32 protein-coding genes are annotated in these 14240 nt (G+C 30.0%); all 32 read left to right on the top strand.

Features of this window, described 5'->3' with window-relative positions:
* Positions 1–96 precede the first annotated feature (96 nt).
* The 32 genes from IC621_RS02840 (at position 97) to IC621_RS02690 (ending at position 14204) form a co-directional block, all read left to right on the top strand.
* Complete coding sequence (locus IC621_RS02840) at positions 97–468, top strand: hypothetical protein (RefSeq protein WP_191155506.1); 372 nt, start codon at positions 97–99, stop codon at positions 466–468.
* A 109-nt stretch (positions 469–577) separates the two neighbouring features.
* Positions 578–922 carry a beta barrel domain-containing protein gene (locus IC621_RS02835; protein ID WP_224752276.1) on the top strand — a complete coding sequence of 115 codons (345 nt, stop codon included), beginning with the start codon at positions 578–580 and terminating at the stop codon, positions 920–922.
* Positions 923–952: 30 nt separating this feature from the next.
* Positions 953–1207 (top strand): helix-turn-helix domain-containing protein, encoded by a 255-nt coding sequence (locus tag IC621_RS02830; protein WP_191155504.1) that lies wholly within the window; start codon positions 953–955, stop codon positions 1205–1207.
* A gap of 44 nt (positions 1208–1251) precedes the next feature.
* Positions 1252–2142, top strand: coding sequence for an HNH endonuclease (locus IC621_RS02825; RefSeq protein WP_191155502.1), 891 nt, complete (start codon positions 1252–1254; stop codon positions 2140–2142).
* Positions 2143–2203: 61 nt separating this feature from the next.
* Positions 2204–2407: a hypothetical protein gene (locus IC621_RS02820; RefSeq protein WP_191155500.1), complete on the top strand. Its 204-nt coding sequence runs from the start codon at positions 2204–2206 to the stop codon at positions 2405–2407.
* 85 nt (positions 2408–2492) lie between these two features.
* Positions 2493–2765, top strand: coding sequence for a hypothetical protein (locus IC621_RS02815; RefSeq protein ID WP_191155499.1), 273 nt, complete (start codon positions 2493–2495; stop codon positions 2763–2765).
* A 200-nt stretch (positions 2766–2965) separates the two neighbouring features.
* Positions 2966–3499 (top strand): hypothetical protein, encoded by a 534-nt coding sequence (locus IC621_RS02810; protein ID WP_191155498.1) that lies wholly within the window; start codon positions 2966–2968, stop codon positions 3497–3499.
* A gap of 1 nt (position 3500) precedes the next feature.
* Entirely contained in the window at positions 3501–3842 is a 342-nt protein-coding gene (locus tag IC621_RS02805; RefSeq protein ID WP_191155497.1) for a DUF4064 domain-containing protein, read from the top strand.
* Positions 3843–3933: 91 nt separating this feature from the next.
* Positions 3934–4164, top strand: coding sequence for a hypothetical protein (locus tag IC621_RS02800; RefSeq protein WP_191155496.1), 231 nt, complete (start codon positions 3934–3936; stop codon positions 4162–4164).
* Between the two features lie 31 nt (positions 4165–4195).
* A complete protein-coding gene (locus IC621_RS02795) occupies positions 4196–4372 on the top strand; it encodes a hypothetical protein (RefSeq protein WP_191155495.1) in 177 nt (58 codons plus the stop codon).
* A 53-nt stretch (positions 4373–4425) separates the two neighbouring features.
* Positions 4426–4680: a hypothetical protein gene (locus IC621_RS02790; RefSeq protein WP_191155494.1), complete on the top strand. Its 255-nt coding sequence runs from the start codon at positions 4426–4428 to the stop codon at positions 4678–4680.
* A gap of 34 nt (positions 4681–4714) precedes the next feature.
* Entirely contained in the window at positions 4715–4963 is a 249-nt protein-coding gene (locus tag IC621_RS02785) for a hypothetical protein (RefSeq protein ID WP_191155493.1), read from the top strand.
* Between the two features lie 31 nt (positions 4964–4994).
* Complete coding sequence (locus IC621_RS02780) at positions 4995–5432, top strand: NucA/NucB deoxyribonuclease domain-containing protein (RefSeq protein WP_318152997.1); 438 nt, start codon at positions 4995–4997, stop codon at positions 5430–5432.
* Between the two features lie 29 nt (positions 5433–5461).
* Positions 5462–5860 carry an HNH endonuclease gene (locus tag IC621_RS02775; RefSeq protein WP_191155491.1) on the top strand — a complete coding sequence of 133 codons (399 nt, stop codon included), beginning with the start codon at positions 5462–5464 and terminating at the stop codon, positions 5858–5860.
* A 27-nt stretch (positions 5861–5887) separates the two neighbouring features.
* Positions 5888–6034: a hypothetical protein gene (locus IC621_RS02770; RefSeq protein ID WP_191155490.1), complete on the top strand. Its 147-nt coding sequence runs from the start codon at positions 5888–5890 to the stop codon at positions 6032–6034.
* On the top strand, positions 6031–6225 hold the full coding sequence (locus IC621_RS02765; protein WP_191155488.1) for a hypothetical protein: 195 nt from the start codon (positions 6031–6033) through the stop codon (positions 6223–6225). The genes IC621_RS02770 and IC621_RS02765 overlap by 4 nt, the downstream gene beginning before the upstream one ends.
* A gap of 53 nt (positions 6226–6278) precedes the next feature.
* Positions 6279–6611, top strand: a complete 333-nt coding sequence (locus IC621_RS02760) for a helix-turn-helix domain-containing protein (RefSeq protein ID WP_191155486.1) — start codon at positions 6279–6281, stop codon at positions 6609–6611.
* 129 nt (positions 6612–6740) lie between these two features.
* Positions 6741–6914 (top strand): hypothetical protein, encoded by a 174-nt coding sequence (locus IC621_RS02755; RefSeq protein WP_191155484.1) that lies wholly within the window; start codon positions 6741–6743, stop codon positions 6912–6914.
* A gap of 80 nt (positions 6915–6994) precedes the next feature.
* Entirely contained in the window at positions 6995–8161 is a 1167-nt protein-coding gene (locus tag IC621_RS02750; RefSeq protein WP_191155482.1) for an AimR family lysis-lysogeny pheromone receptor, read from the top strand.
* 33 nt (positions 8162–8194) lie between these two features.
* On the top strand, positions 8195–8320 hold the full coding sequence (locus tag IC621_RS26815) for a hypothetical protein (protein ID WP_263575978.1): 126 nt from the start codon (positions 8195–8197) through the stop codon (positions 8318–8320).
* A 130-nt stretch (positions 8321–8450) separates the two neighbouring features.
* A complete protein-coding gene (locus tag IC621_RS02745; protein ID WP_191155480.1) occupies positions 8451–8636 on the top strand; it encodes a hypothetical protein in 186 nt (61 codons plus the stop codon).
* Positions 8637–9054: 418 nt separating this feature from the next.
* Complete coding sequence (locus IC621_RS02740) at positions 9055–9399, top strand: hypothetical protein (RefSeq protein ID WP_191155478.1); 345 nt, start codon at positions 9055–9057, stop codon at positions 9397–9399.
* Positions 9400–9417: 18 nt separating this feature from the next.
* A complete protein-coding gene (locus IC621_RS02735) occupies positions 9418–9975 on the top strand; it encodes a hypothetical protein (protein WP_191155476.1) in 558 nt (185 codons plus the stop codon).
* A 238-nt stretch (positions 9976–10213) separates the two neighbouring features.
* The gene (locus IC621_RS02730; RefSeq protein WP_191155474.1) at positions 10214–10498 is read left to right on the top strand and encodes a hypothetical protein; all 285 of its coding nucleotides are present in this window, start codon (positions 10214–10216) and stop codon (positions 10496–10498) included.
* 36 nt (positions 10499–10534) lie between these two features.
* Positions 10535–10819, top strand: coding sequence for a hypothetical protein (locus IC621_RS02725; protein WP_191155472.1), 285 nt, complete (start codon positions 10535–10537; stop codon positions 10817–10819).
* Between the two features lie 41 nt (positions 10820–10860).
* On the top strand, positions 10861–11115 hold the full coding sequence (locus tag IC621_RS02720; protein ID WP_191155470.1) for a hypothetical protein: 255 nt from the start codon (positions 10861–10863) through the stop codon (positions 11113–11115).
* Positions 11116–11354: 239 nt separating this feature from the next.
* Complete coding sequence (locus tag IC621_RS02715) at positions 11355–11555, top strand: hypothetical protein (RefSeq protein WP_191155468.1); 201 nt, start codon at positions 11355–11357, stop codon at positions 11553–11555.
* Positions 11555–11788, top strand: coding sequence for a hypothetical protein (locus IC621_RS02710; protein ID WP_191155466.1), 234 nt, complete (start codon positions 11555–11557; stop codon positions 11786–11788). Before IC621_RS02715 ends, IC621_RS02710 begins: the two co-directional genes overlap by 1 nt.
* 49 nt (positions 11789–11837) lie before the next feature.
* Complete coding sequence (locus tag IC621_RS02705; RefSeq protein ID WP_191155464.1) at positions 11838–12242, top strand: hypothetical protein; 405 nt, start codon at positions 11838–11840, stop codon at positions 12240–12242.
* Positions 12243–12375: 133 nt separating this feature from the next.
* Positions 12376–12573 (top strand): helix-turn-helix domain-containing protein, encoded by a 198-nt coding sequence (locus IC621_RS02700; protein WP_191155462.1) that lies wholly within the window; start codon positions 12376–12378, stop codon positions 12571–12573.
* Positions 12574–12955: 382 nt separating this feature from the next.
* Positions 12956–13186 (top strand): hypothetical protein, encoded by a 231-nt coding sequence (locus IC621_RS02695; RefSeq protein WP_191155460.1) that lies wholly within the window; start codon positions 12956–12958, stop codon positions 13184–13186.
* A complete protein-coding gene (locus tag IC621_RS02690; protein WP_191155458.1) occupies positions 13173–14204 on the top strand; it encodes a tyrosine-type recombinase/integrase in 1032 nt (343 codons plus the stop codon). The genes IC621_RS02695 and IC621_RS02690 overlap by 14 nt, the downstream gene beginning before the upstream one ends.
* Positions 14205–14240: the final 36 nt, after the last annotated feature.

Here is a 14240-nt window from a genome sequence, read left to right as displayed (position 1 = left end):
TTATTCAAAAAAATAGGTTTAAAAGTAAATTAATCATATACAAACAATAATAAATTTGGTATAATTAGATTATAAAGAAGAGAGGGAGATGATGAAATGTGCTATGCAAGCAAACACCTAAAAGAATTGAAGAAAAACTTAGAGAACATACAAAATCTTAAAGAAGAATTAAGTAAAAAGCAAAGCCAATATGATCAACTCTTATCAGAAAAGTATCATGAGCTAGAAGTGAAAAACTTTAATGCTGCTGAGGGATATTATCTGGCGAAAGGTTTACAAGCAATTGTTCAAGAGAGAAGAATTATAAAGAATGAGCTTGCTAAATTAAACTCATTAAGTAATACATTAAACATTGATCAACTTTTAACCAAAGTGGAAAAGTCAGATAAGAATATATGCAGACTAAGAAATAGAAATACTACATATATTAAGAATTTCAGCAAAGAGTCATTGTCTCTTGTACAATAAAATCTAAGGAAGTATTTTTCATTAAATGGAGAGAAGAAGAATGATAATTACACAATAGATTTTTCAGAAGAAATTTTTGAAGTAGTACATTAAATAAGGAGTGTAGAAAATGGAACAAAAATTTGAGGTGGGTCAGATTGTTTACGGAAAACCAGGAACCAATAAGTCGAGATACAGTAAAGAAATAAAAGAAGGTAGGATTGAAAAAGTAGGAAGAAAATATATACAAGTAAGCTTCGGAGGGTTTCAAACTTATAAATATTATAAAGACAGTTTAGAGCAAGTTAGCGATTATGCAGCAGATTTTTACTTGTATTTATCTAAACAAGAAATATTAGATGAGCAAGAAATTTCTAATTTAGTTTCTGAAATTAGAAGTAAGTTTGATAGATGGGGTTCTGTGAATTTAACTTTAGATCAACTAAGAAGAATCAGCAAAATTATTTCTGAGTAAAAAAAATATCTTTTAAGGAGTTTTACTATAATGATGGGATTAGAATATTTAATATTTTTAAGAGGAATGAGCAGACAGGATTTTTCAAAAAAACTAGGAATAACTAGGCAACAATTAAATTCTTGGCTAAATAAAGGTAAAGCAGCTAGACCTATACCATATAAGCATATTAAATCATGTTCTGAATTCTTCAATGTCCCAGGCGTGTTTATAAGTAAATTACTCACAAATGAAGATAAAGTTAAGATTCTTAATTTGGAAATACAGAGATTAGAGGCTATATAAATACTATATTGTATCTAGTTCTTAAAAGAAAGGAGAAGTGACTATTGAAAATCTGTTCAATAGAAGGATGTAATGAAAAACACGAGGCTAAGGGCTACTGTAAAAGACATTACAGAAGTTTTCATAAATACGGAGATCCGTTACAAGTTGAAAAGAACAAACAAAAGGAAACTAGACCTTACAATTTAAAAGCAGTAAAAATTCCCTATGAGGAAAATCATAAAACTATAGACGGTATAGAACATAAACTTTGTAGGCATTGCGAAGAATGGATTCCTATGAACGAAGAGTATTTTTATAAAAAGAAAGCAAATAAAACTGATGGATTTGATAGCTACTGTAAAGAATGTGTTAAAGAAAAATCTTCAAAATGGGTTGACGAGAATAGAGATAGACATAATGAAAATCAGTTAAAGTATTTTATGACAGATAAAGGGAGGGAAGCTAAAAACAGAGAGCTTGCTACGTGGAGGGCAAACGGTGGACAAAAAAGATATTATAAAAAGAATAAAGTAAAACTAAGGAAAAATGCTGAATTAAGGAAAATGAATAAAGAGCATACTATTTCTAAAAATGAGTGGGAAAATTGTAAAAATTACTTTCACTACCGATGTGCATATTGTAATTTACCAATCGAAGATCATTTTATTAAACAGAATGAAAACATTATGATTGGTGACTTTCATAAAGAACACGTTAATCATAATGGAGCAAATGACTTATCTAATTGTGTTCCAAGTTGTAAGGTTTGCAATACTACAAAACATGATACAGAATTTGAAGAGTGGTATAATGAAGACAACAAGAATTTCTCTCAGGGTAGATTAGATAAGATTATAAAATGGCTGCACGAGGATCACAAGCAATACATAGAACCACAAAAACCAAAAAGAAAGTACACAAAAAGGTCTGAAAAGTGGTTCAGTGTAAATTAAAAGTAAATTTAACTTAATGTAAAATGCACGATTTAATTAAATTGAAAAGGAGTGAGATATAATGAATCCAGAATATAAAAAAATCAGTCGATCTTATAAGTGGAAAATTACACATCAAATAACTAAAGAAAAAGTAGAAAATGTAGATACTTTGCTCGATGAATACAATGATTATATGACGCTATTCAAAAATTTTGGAGACATGGAGTATAAAACAAAAGCTGAAAAATTAATGCTGAAAATAAAGATAATGGCAATTGTCTAGTTTAAATAAATTCTAGGTTTTATTTAAAAAATTAATTAAATACGAATTAGAAGAAAAAAGCGAAATAACAAGGAGGATTTTTAAAATGAGTAAATTAAGTGAAGTACTAAACAGATTAAAGCGTCAGTACCACGCCTATGAAAAAGAGAGAAACAATGAAAACGAGGATGGGATTATTGATATTTCATTAGCTTGTAGTCTAGCTGACTCAATCCCTTACCTTATTAAGCAAGCTGAAAAGATAGATAAAATTAATCAACTTTCTAATGCGGATGAATTAACACTTTCAGACTTTGCAAAAGAAACTTTACTGATAATCGAGGAAAGAGAAAATATGACTAGAAAAGCAAGTAGTTAATGCGTAATTCGCGTAAAATCTAAATCAAATTAAAGTTTTAAAATAAATTAAATAATAATATTTGCATCCTATACATAAAATATAGGAGGTGTCATATTTCCCCATTACAAATAATACAGAATTGTAACAATTAATTGACACAAACGTAGAAAATTGTGGTAAAATCCAAAATGGAACTAAAATACTAGGAGGAATTATTCATGAAAAAACTATTAATCTTATTATCTGCTTTACTACTATTAATTCTTGGTGCGTGTGGATCGTCTGATGTTTCAACTGGAGGAGAAGGAAATTCAACTGAGGCTAAAAAAGAGGGACAAAAGGAAGAAAAGAAAGTTGAAGAAGGAACGAAAACAATTGATGCTACATCTCAAACTGTAGAAGCTGCTGGAATGAAAGTTGGATTAGGAGAAATCAAAATTTCAAAGGATAAAATTGAAGTTGGAGTAAACTTAGAAAATACAAGTGATGGAGTTTTACATTTCTATCCTGACCAAGGAAGTGCTGTTATTGGAGACATGCAAATTGATTCTAATATGTTCATGACTGACGGTGATCTAGGTGGAGAAGTTCAGCCATCTGTAAAACAAGACGGTGTACTCCAATATCTCGCTCCTGACGGTAAAGAAATTGATGTTAATGCCATTTCAGAAATTAAATTAATTTTTGGTGAAGTAAACACAGATGACTACATGACAAATGAAAAAGTTGAATTCACAGTTCCGGTGAAATAACATGAAAAGAACAACTGAGTTTGTACTAGGTCTGATTGGTGGCATCTTTGGTCTTATAGGTGCAGTTATGGCAATTTTAATCGGTGCCGTAGATGAAGCATTTACAGGTAGTATGGAAATTAGTGGGCTAGGTTGGTCAGCAGTATTGTTTTCTATAGTAGGAATAATTGGTTCAATTGTTGTGAAAAGAAAACCTAAGCTTGGTGGTACATTTATGACAGTAGCAGGGCTTGGTGGCACAATATCAATTTTCATTTTCTACATTCTACCTGGAGTCCTGTTAATTATCGGTGGGCTGATGGGATTGATTAAAAAAGAGAAAATAAAAAGTATCGAAGTGTAGAAATATTCAAAGGTAACTGGTATAATAAAGTTACCTTTGAAATACATATAAAAATAAATTAATCATTTTACTTAGAAAGGATGTGAAGATTTTGGTTATTTATAGAGTATATAGTGACTTTTCAGATGCTTACAATCAAGCATTTAAAGAATATGATTATTATTTAGATAAAGATAAAGCTCTAATTGCATTAGAAAAAGTAATTAGAGTAGAAATAAAGAGTGTCGATGAGGAACAAATTAGTAAATTATCAGAAGAATGGATTTATGAAATAGAATACGTGGGGTATTATGGGGTTGGTGAAATTGAAGTAATTGAATAAAAGAAATGTCTTATACAGAAAGGTGGTTTATATGTTTAGCATTGTGATTCGTTTTAAAGATAAAAACTGGATTGATTTAGACGGTGTTCCTGATACAATTCTTATTGAAGCATTGAATATTTGGTCAAGTGCCAAAGAGGAATCCATTAAAATAAACGGAATGACATTTGATGTGGCACAAATTAGAGATATTGTAATTTCTAAATAAAGTCTTAATTTCATCTATATTAATAAACCTCAAAAGGAGAGAAGTGATTCCAATTGTCTAATAAAAGCAAGCGAAAGTCAGAACTTCTAAAATTGCATACGAACAATGAATTAAATTCTGAGGATTTAATTGATAAAATTGTTGAATTAGAAGAAAAAGTTGATCAATATGAGGCAATTCTAGAGAAAATTAACAATGATGCTAAAAAGTCAAAAAGCATTATTGCTGAGAGATTTTTTGAAGTAGCTAAGCATAATGCTCTCCCAAAGATGATAGAAGAGCATAGAAAAAGCAAATCTTCTGGATAAACTTTTAGTTCGAAGCAGAATAGAGGTGTTAAATTTGGTAGACATTGAGTTTTCTAAAGTTTTGAAGAAGTATAATAAACATATTTGTCCAAATTGTAAAAGGGGTATTGATCGTGGAGATGTACAATGGAATAATGCTACAACTGAATATGGAACAGGTTATAGTGTACTAGAAATTATATGTGAGAAATGCTACACGGAAATTGTTTATCTGCATTCATGGTATCCAACCATTGACACATTCGATGAATTTGTTGAAGTATTGGACAATGAATTAAAATAAAAGTTTGCATTTATTTAAACTGGAGGAATTAATGGCTAAGAAGTTAATTACATTTTTATTATTACTATCCGTTATGGGTTGTGGTCAACTTGTAGAACCAGTATCAGAGACAACTATCTCACCAACTAATATACTAAAAGAAGATTATGATGCCATACTTAATTTCCCTTCTGAAAAATATCCAGAAACAGCCCAACATATTGAGCATGCCATGGAAAAACAACTTTCAAATATCTGTACGATTGATCGTGATGGGGCAGATCAGAGAAGAGAAGAATCATTAGAGGGCATCCCTACGAAACCGGGGTATGACCGTGATGAATGGCCGATGGCGATGTGTGAAGAAGGAGGCGCAGGAGCATCTGTAAGATATGTAACTCCTTCTGACAATCGCGGTGCGGGAGCATGGGTAGGCAATCAGGTGGAGGATTATCCAGACGGTACACGGGTATTGTTTATTGTAGAATAAATGATTGAATTTATTGAGAGGCGAATTAAATGAAATTAGATTATAAAGCTGACTATATTAAAGTTTATGCAGATTGGCATAGTAGTGGTGTTCCAGGTAAAACATTCTACGAAAAAGCTCTTTATGAAGTTAATAAGGGTTATGCAGAAATTATAGCACCGGATGCTATTAAGCTTACAAAAAAATTACCTCCTTTAAAAGAAAGAGTGCTTAAACGAGATAAAAATGTATGTCAATATTGTGGTGAATATGGCAACACAATTGACCATATTATTCCTCAATCAGAGTATAAAATATTTACAACTGAAGAAATGACGGTTTGTGCTTGTAGAAGATGTAATCAATTAAAGTCCAATAAACCTATGCACGTATTCATTAAAGAGTTGATGAAAGAACAAATGATTAAATTTATTAATGAAAAACTATAGAAAAGTCTAATTTTAAGGAGTTTTAAAATGAAAAAGAAAGAAAGCCCTCTAAGAGTTGGGAAAGAAACATATGGAACTATGAAGATTGAGGAAGCTTTCAAAAAAGCTCTGGAGCCTTATTTTAAAGGAGAATTAAAAGTTTCTGTCAAAGATTCTAAGGAGTTAGGTAAATGAAAAAATTGATCGAATTGAAAGAGCATATTCAAGGAGTGCTATTAATTGATCATTTTAATGGCGCGAAATTTCTTGTCACGAAAGAAACTCCAGTAGATGATAAGTTGCTATGGATTGATTGTGAGCCAGAAAATTATTTTCAGGATCATATAATAAACAGATTAAAAGTAGAAAAGAGTATCTTGCTTTAAAAGGAACTGCTGTATACAATTAATACTCATAAGTTTTTGAAGGAGATTTAAAATTGACTCATTTAGAGAAACTGGGTAAGCGTCTGAGAGAAATTAGAATAAAAAGAGGTTTGACTTTGCGAGAGGTCGCAGATGTATTATTATGTGATGTTAGCAATCTATCAAAGGTAGAACGAGGACTTTTTGACATATCAACTGAGAATTTAGTTATACTTAGCAAATTCTATAATGTGTCTCCATCTTATCTACTTGGGATGACAGAAAAAGAAACCAATATTGATGATAAACTCAATGAATTTGATAAATGGAGACTATTCATTAACTATTGTAAAAGAAATCGATTAGATCCAGAAGAAGCGTTAAGAATCTTGAATAATAACAAGTGAAGTGGATTTCTAACTTTCTTTAAAACACGGATTTTAATCAAAAATTTCATAAATAAATTTATTAAAAATACTTGTATTTAAAATACATGTATAGTATACTAAAAATATACCAAGTGGGAGGAAAAACAAATGGGACTGCATACGATAGCAGGATCGATTCCATTTAAAACAATTAAAGAAACTGGTCAAATTATCCAAAAGTTAAAAAAGGATTTTGAAAATAGAGTAAAGATTGATATTCTACAAGAGCAAAATATTGTTTATTATCAGAGTACATTTAAAGTAGAAAATGATTTTTCATAAATAAATAAATCAAAAAGGTATTTACATACATATGGAAATAGTGTTAAAATAAGAATAAAATAACAAGGAGGTTGTACTCAATGTCAGATTTAAAACAAATGCTAAAAAACAAATTTGATGAAAACAGAGGCTTGCTTAAAGAAGTATCAATTGAAGCTGGACTAAGTAGTTCATCAGCTTTGACAAAATTCTTAGATAAGCCCGAAAAAGAATTAGAAGATTTCAGTGTACTGGTTTTCATTGTAAAGCGTTTGTTTCCTGACAGAGAGTATCAACTAATTACAGAGTATAGCTTAACACTTGATCCAAAAAAACAGTGTTCCAGACAGGCATTAGAATATGCAGATGTGAATAATTTGAACGATTTAACAGATGAACTTATTATTAAATTAGCTAAGAGTAAAAATAGTACAAGTAACGAATGGGCAGCCGTTTATAAGTTACATAGACAAATGACAAAAGGTGAAATAAGTGTCCTTCAAGCAAATGATAGTCTTTCTGATATTTCAATTAAGTCTGCTGAAATGAAAATATTTAGCAAAGTAATGTTCCTATATCAATATTTAAACAAAAGAGAGTTTAAAAGACATGAAGAAACTATAAACTATATTGATACGGAATTAATTAATAACTTTTCAAGTTCATTTATTAAAAATTCATTCAATTGTAGAATATTAATAATGAAAGGCAATGCCAGATTATTTGAAAATGATGTAATTGAAACAAGAGATTGTATTGAAAAATGCCTAAAAATTACTAATACAGTTAGATTTATTGCATTAGGATACATGAACTTGGGCAATACTTATATGTTTGAAAATTATGATAAGGCTAGAAGTTATTTTCTTAAAGGAGTTGATGCTTGCGAATATAACCCTATATACAAGCCACTGTTGGAGAGAAGTTTATCATTTTTGGCGAACTATTGGTCAAAAGAAAACAGCTATCTAGTAGAAGAATCAGAGGATATTGACGACATTCAAGAAATTATATTTCATAAAATTAGCATAGGTCAATCTGAGGAAGCACTGGAAATGTTAAATAGCTTAAACAAACACGAACTTACAGATTATGATCTAGCTTATGATAATTACTTTAGAGGATTAATTAGCAAAGAAAAATCTTATTTATATGAATCAATTAAGTATTTTAAATTAACCGGTGATAAATTCTATAGGAATGCACCGTTAATTGAATTAAAAAAACTAGGGGAGAGTGATCATATATTAGAATTATTTGCCCTATGATTATTCACTTCCTTTTGAAAGGAGGTGAAACACATGAAAAAATTAGTTGTATTATTAGTTGCTTTAGGTTTAGTTGCTGCTCTAGGAGCTGGCGCATTCGTTGTCTCTAACGAAAAATCTGATATCGAAATGGCTTATAAGCCAGGTATTGGAGGTTAATAAAACAAATTATACATAATTTATGAATGGCGTTTGACCCTCTGGGTTAAGCGTCATTTGTATTTTATAGAAAAAATTCCAAGATTTCAAAAATAAAAAATTGGAATAAATGGCGAAGGGATGAGAGAGTATGAAAAAGAAAAGTGTATTAGTTACATTACAAATGGCTTATTTAGAGTCCAGTTTAAATAAAGAGAAAAATGATCAAGATATCTGCATGTACTGTTGGAAATCAAACTGTGGCTGTAGTTCAGGAGGAAGTGTAAAGAATGATGTGTTTATAAACAACACTTACGCTTCAGAGTTTGCCGTTTGATGTGTAGGCAAGAACATAATACTGCTTAGGATTAGTACAATACTCCCAAAAGAGTGTCGAAATCTAATCCTATTTGTCTATGATTTTTTAAATAAATTTATTAAAAAGTGTTGTGTTTTTTATAAATGAATTATATAATAAGGATGTGAAATGAAATAAATGAAATGAGGTAGAGGATTATGGGATTGCAACAAGTAGCAATTAACGAACAGGTAACACACATCTTTGAGGCAAAGTACAAGAATTATAATGGAGTAAATTTACAGCAAGATACAGTACATACGAAAAGACCACCTAAAAGAGATATACGTAAAGAAATGATTAGGAGTTATATGAAGTTGTTGAGTAAATAAAAATAACATAATCCTTATCTATGATTATATTTCATTTATCAACAAAATGAAAGGGGTGAACAAGGATGAGTACAGTTTATTGTGAGTATCAAGAAGAGGATTTATGGGAAGTTGCAACACTGCTTGATTTAGAGAACCAGTCAGAAGAAGTGTTATTTGACACAATGAAAGAACATAAGAATATTGAGCTACAGAACATGAAGAAAGTCTTACATAATAATTTACATAATTTGAGCAATGAGGATATTGAATATTATTTACATACTGCGATGGGAAGAATAGATGAGGAAATAAATGAATTAGAGTTCGATGGTAGAATGATAGAAAATAGTTACCATGAAAATAAATATATTATATATTTAAATGAGTATAAAGATAGGGTCAAGGGAATGTTTGATGAGTTTATTTAAAATTAGGAGGAATAGTAATTGAAAAAATTTAATGAAGTTATTAATAATTGGGAATCACACAACAATCAAAAAGGCGTATATGTTTTTAATATCCAGATTGATAAAGATGATTTTAATGAAATGATCAGAGAAATTAAAGAATTACAGCAAGAAAATAAGGATTATAAAGAATGTACAGATTGGCTATTAAAAATTCGTGAAGATCTATCTGACGTTGACTTCCAACCAGGAACACCTGAATTAGCAATTGCTAGTCCAGAAGGTATTTATCAAATGGTTATGGAGTTAAAGCAGTTACTGAAAGAGACTGAGGCTAATCTAATAACTAGTTATAATCAATTATCGCTACTTTGTCCAATTGGAGATTTACCAGTAATTGAGACATTGAAAGATGAGAAGCTAATGTACATGGAGCATGTAAGTGAACTAGAAATGGAAAACCAAAAACTAAAAGAAACCCAAGATAAACTTATTGAACAACTGAAAAAGGCTGACGAATATTCTGATAAAATTGAATGGAAGTTATTTTGGGAAACAAAGGATAAGATAGTTAATGATATTATTAAAAGAAAATAAAATAAAACTATGTAAAACAGAAATTTTAAAGAGAGGGGAGACAAATAATGAATATAGAAGCGTCTAACTACGGTTATTGGGGATTCATTGTAGCCCTAGCTCAGTTTACCCTAATATTCTTGATTATCGCACGTATCGACATATGGCTTATGAAACATGAAGCCCGAAAGGATAAAAAGCATTGAAACTTGAGTTTTAAATAAAAAGATCAGTTCCAAACAGACTTTGAGGTGAGGTAGTGGAAACTTATTACATTGATAATGTACATAGATGTTGTATAAAGGTTGAAGTATCCAGTTACACATGGATTAGTGCAGAAGTTAGAGAAGTTCGTGAAAATGGAAGAAGTGTTTATAGGACTTCTACATCTAAAATAATATATAAGCCAAATTTTTTAGAGGGGTTATTCGGTATTACATATGAAAAGAAAATAAATAACGGTGTCCAAAATATCAAGGAGCAGATTGAGAAAGATCTTGTCAAGGTATTACAGTACAAAGAAATTGAATCAAAGTTTCAATGAAACATATATTTTATTACCTATGAGGAGGAGAAACATATGGCGCACTGGGTTGATACGTATCCACATGAAGTATATGCAAGTGTTTTATTGTTGGATAATAAAATTTATAACTATAAGATTGGCCAACATTATTGGGAATATCCATTTCAAGTTAAAATGAGATATAGTGATTTTGATAAATTAGACAAAATGGAAGCAAAGTATACTAGTTTTACAGTTGAAAATGATGAAGAACATGAAAATGCTTTTAGAATACACGCAAGAGAATGGTTTAAACAATGGGAAATTCACAAGGAAAACATAGGAAGTAAGCCATATTAAGTTAAAATGAAGTTTTTATTCGAAAAAAAGGAGTGATATCAATGAAAGATATTATTGACAGTATTCAATTTAAAGACAAGGAAGCACAATTTATTTCTGATTTTTATCGTAAGAGTATGGAGGGGTTGTCAAATAAGAGTGAATACGAAATATTAATAGAAACATCTAACGCTCATCATAACGCATTTTATGATTACTTAGAGAAGTATGGAATGGATAATAAATTAGAAGTGTGTTTGGTTGGAAAGTATAGATTGCTTAAAATGATTGCTGAAAAACATGGTATAGAATTATAAGTCAATGAAATGGAATTTTTATCGAGAAGGAGAGATATTATGAATATAAAGTGTCCAGTATGTAGTTCACACGACATAGGAAAGTGTAAAAATTTAACGATCCCTAATACTATTTACAACCGCGAATTAGGGAAACATGAGAGAACGTTTGAAATAAAGAAGTGTAATAATTGCAACTACATGATGTTTTTCAATTTATTAACTAACAAATAAATTATACATATCGGGAGTTGATATAAATGTATATAATCAAAACAGAAAAAGGATATATCAAAGGTAGTGTTAGAAGTGGATTTTCATTCACTACAATAGCTCACGCAAGACATTTCGACCGTATTGAATTATTGAGTAAGTTTGATTCTATTGCTGTGGATTTAAAGGATCATTATGGATGTGAGGATGTTGAAGCAGTGAAACATGGGGAAGAGGTGAGAGTGTAATGACCAATTTAGAAAAAATGAATGAGCTAGTTGGTACAATAAACTCAGCCAAAGAACAGGTTATAAATTGGGCTTATATGAATAGGATTCCATTATGCTGCCTATGTGACGAGCAAGAATTTGAGGAAATGGAAAATTCAGTAGAGGCTTTTATGGACACAGTTTTTTATATGAATAGTGATGATGAAAATGAGATTTGGGATAAATTCTTAGATGCTAATTACATTGACTGAATAAAAAACTAAATAAAAGCACAATTTTAAATTGATAAGGAGGAAATTAATGATGGCGGCTAAATATCATGTAGGTGAATTTGTAAAACTTACTCATGAATATCTTACCTTTAAAAAAGGGGAAATTGTTGTAATAGCTGAAATTCGGAATCAGGGTAATTATGACTATAAAGTGAATAAAACAAATGTAGACAGTTATGGATATTTAAATGAAGGAGCATTGGAAATCGCATCTGATGAAGAAATACTTAAAGCACTTAAGGATCTTAGAGAGATGCAAAAGGCAAAAGCTATAAGGCAAAATAAAAAAGGATTTAATACTCATGTAGCGAGAAGTGTTGGGCAATATGAAGGAAATAGAAATGTTTCAAATGTTAGTAGGAGCCATAATAATAGCAACAATTTATTTGAAACTGCAATTCAATTAGGGAGCATTACAAATTTTAGCGAATAAAACTCACATTTTACGTAAAATTTTCAGAAAGCTATCCCCATAAAATCCCATAAATGGACGAATTTTATCATAGACAGAAAATTCGCAAATCACTTATTATTAAGTTATCTATGTGAATTGGGAGTGATGCTTAATGGGGAGATGTAAGTTAGACAAAGTATTGGATTGTAAGGATATTGAATTAGAAGAGTTATCATCATTAACAGGAATCTCAGTATACAATTTAAAACAATACATAAATAATGATACAAAGATGTCTTTAAAAACTGCTAAAAGAATTGCCTATGTTTTAGACGTTCATATTGAAGAATTGTATGAAAAGTACAAATAGGAATTAATTTAATAAAAATGAATTATATATAAAAATACAGATGGAGACACTTACTTTAAAGAGGTAGGTGTCTTTTTTATTGAGTTGGAATACTTTAAGTAGTAAATGACTATATATAAAATAGGAAAAAGGTTTTAAAATTAAATAAAAAGCTTTACAAATAAATTAAATTAATATATAATAAATATATATAAAGATGAATAAGTATATAATGGCGAGTATTCTTTATGAAAGGAGTGACTTTATCTATGTTGCAAGATATCCTGGGCTATTTTAAGAGAAACAAATCCACTATGAAACCTTATCAAATAAAGAAAATGATCAAAGAGCTTGAGATGACAATTGAATTTTTAGCGAAATAGAGTATAAGGGGATGAGGAGTATGAAAACAACGGTTGAATATTTAAAAATGCCAAAAGAACTATTAAGCGACTTGAGCTTGGTTGATCAATCAGAAATTTGCAACGAAGTGATCATGGTTAATAATAAAATCGGATGTCTAGTCGGTGTAAGCGACTCATGGTATACCTGGTGTAGCACTTGGGATGAATTTGATAAATACCTATTGAATAAAATTATCAATAGTGGGGATGATGAGAATGTTAGCGAATAATGTTGTTAGGTTAAATAATAATAACTATATCTATGAACACATTCAGATGTTTCTAAGGAAAAAGGGGTTAAAAAGTGACAAAACAAGTACTTCCTATTCCAAAGGAATCAAAGACTTTTTTAGTGTAATTAAGCCAAATAAGAGTATTGAACATTTGACCATTGAAGACATGGAATTGGACTTAGATGACTTCGATAAGTTTATTCTAGAATCTGTGGATTCTGAAAAATACTCTAACAAAACAATTAATGCGAAAGTAATGGCAGTTAAAAGTTTGCTTAATTATCTTCATGCCAAGAAAATCGATGGAAAAAATATTGTTTCAGATATTAGTTATTTTTCTGCGATTGAAAAGCTACCTGAAAATAATGATGGATGGGGAATTCTCACTATTGAGGAAGTTTTAGAAATGGCGAGGATAGCTAGAGTAACGGAATATCGTTCACAAGAAATTAAGTATTACTTCATTCTTTTTGCACTTGACACATGCTTAAGAAAATCTGCAATTTTAAAATTAAATTGGAGCGACTTTGAAGAAAAAGATACTTATGTACTTGTTAAAGCTGTAGATAAAGGAAATAAAGAATTTAGACCCAAGATATCAAAAGAATTTTATAATAAATTATTATCACTTAAAAATGGAAATGAAAAAGTATTTCAACTCACTGGCAAGTCAATTAATGCAATGATGTTTAGACTCCGTGAAAAAATGAATTTTCCAAAAGAAAGAAGAATTGTGTTTCATAGTATAAGAAAAGCGGGCATAACATTCCATTATCGAGTTACATCAGACCCCTTGTCTACAATGAAGGCAGCAAATCACAAAGACTTTAACACAACAGTTCGTTACTTGGATAATAACGATTATGGGGCAATTGGTGCAGTTTCATCTAGTAATGAATTAGACTTGGAATTATATAAAAATGTCCCTCATGAAGTTTTATTGGATGTTATAGGTAAAATGAAAAAAGATTATTTGATTATATTGAATATGGAATTAAATAAAATACAAAAATAAATTTAGTATCAGTTTTCATCTTTACTTAAACGTGAA

It is taken from the genome of Metabacillus arenae, from assembly GCF_014773385.1.
In the GTDB taxonomy this organism is placed as follows: Bacteria; Bacillota; Bacilli; order Bacillales; family Bacillaceae; genus Metabacillus_D; species Metabacillus_D arenae.
The sequence above is the reverse complement of the archived record's forward strand: the minus strand, read 5'-3'. Positions and strand labels throughout refer to the sequence as shown.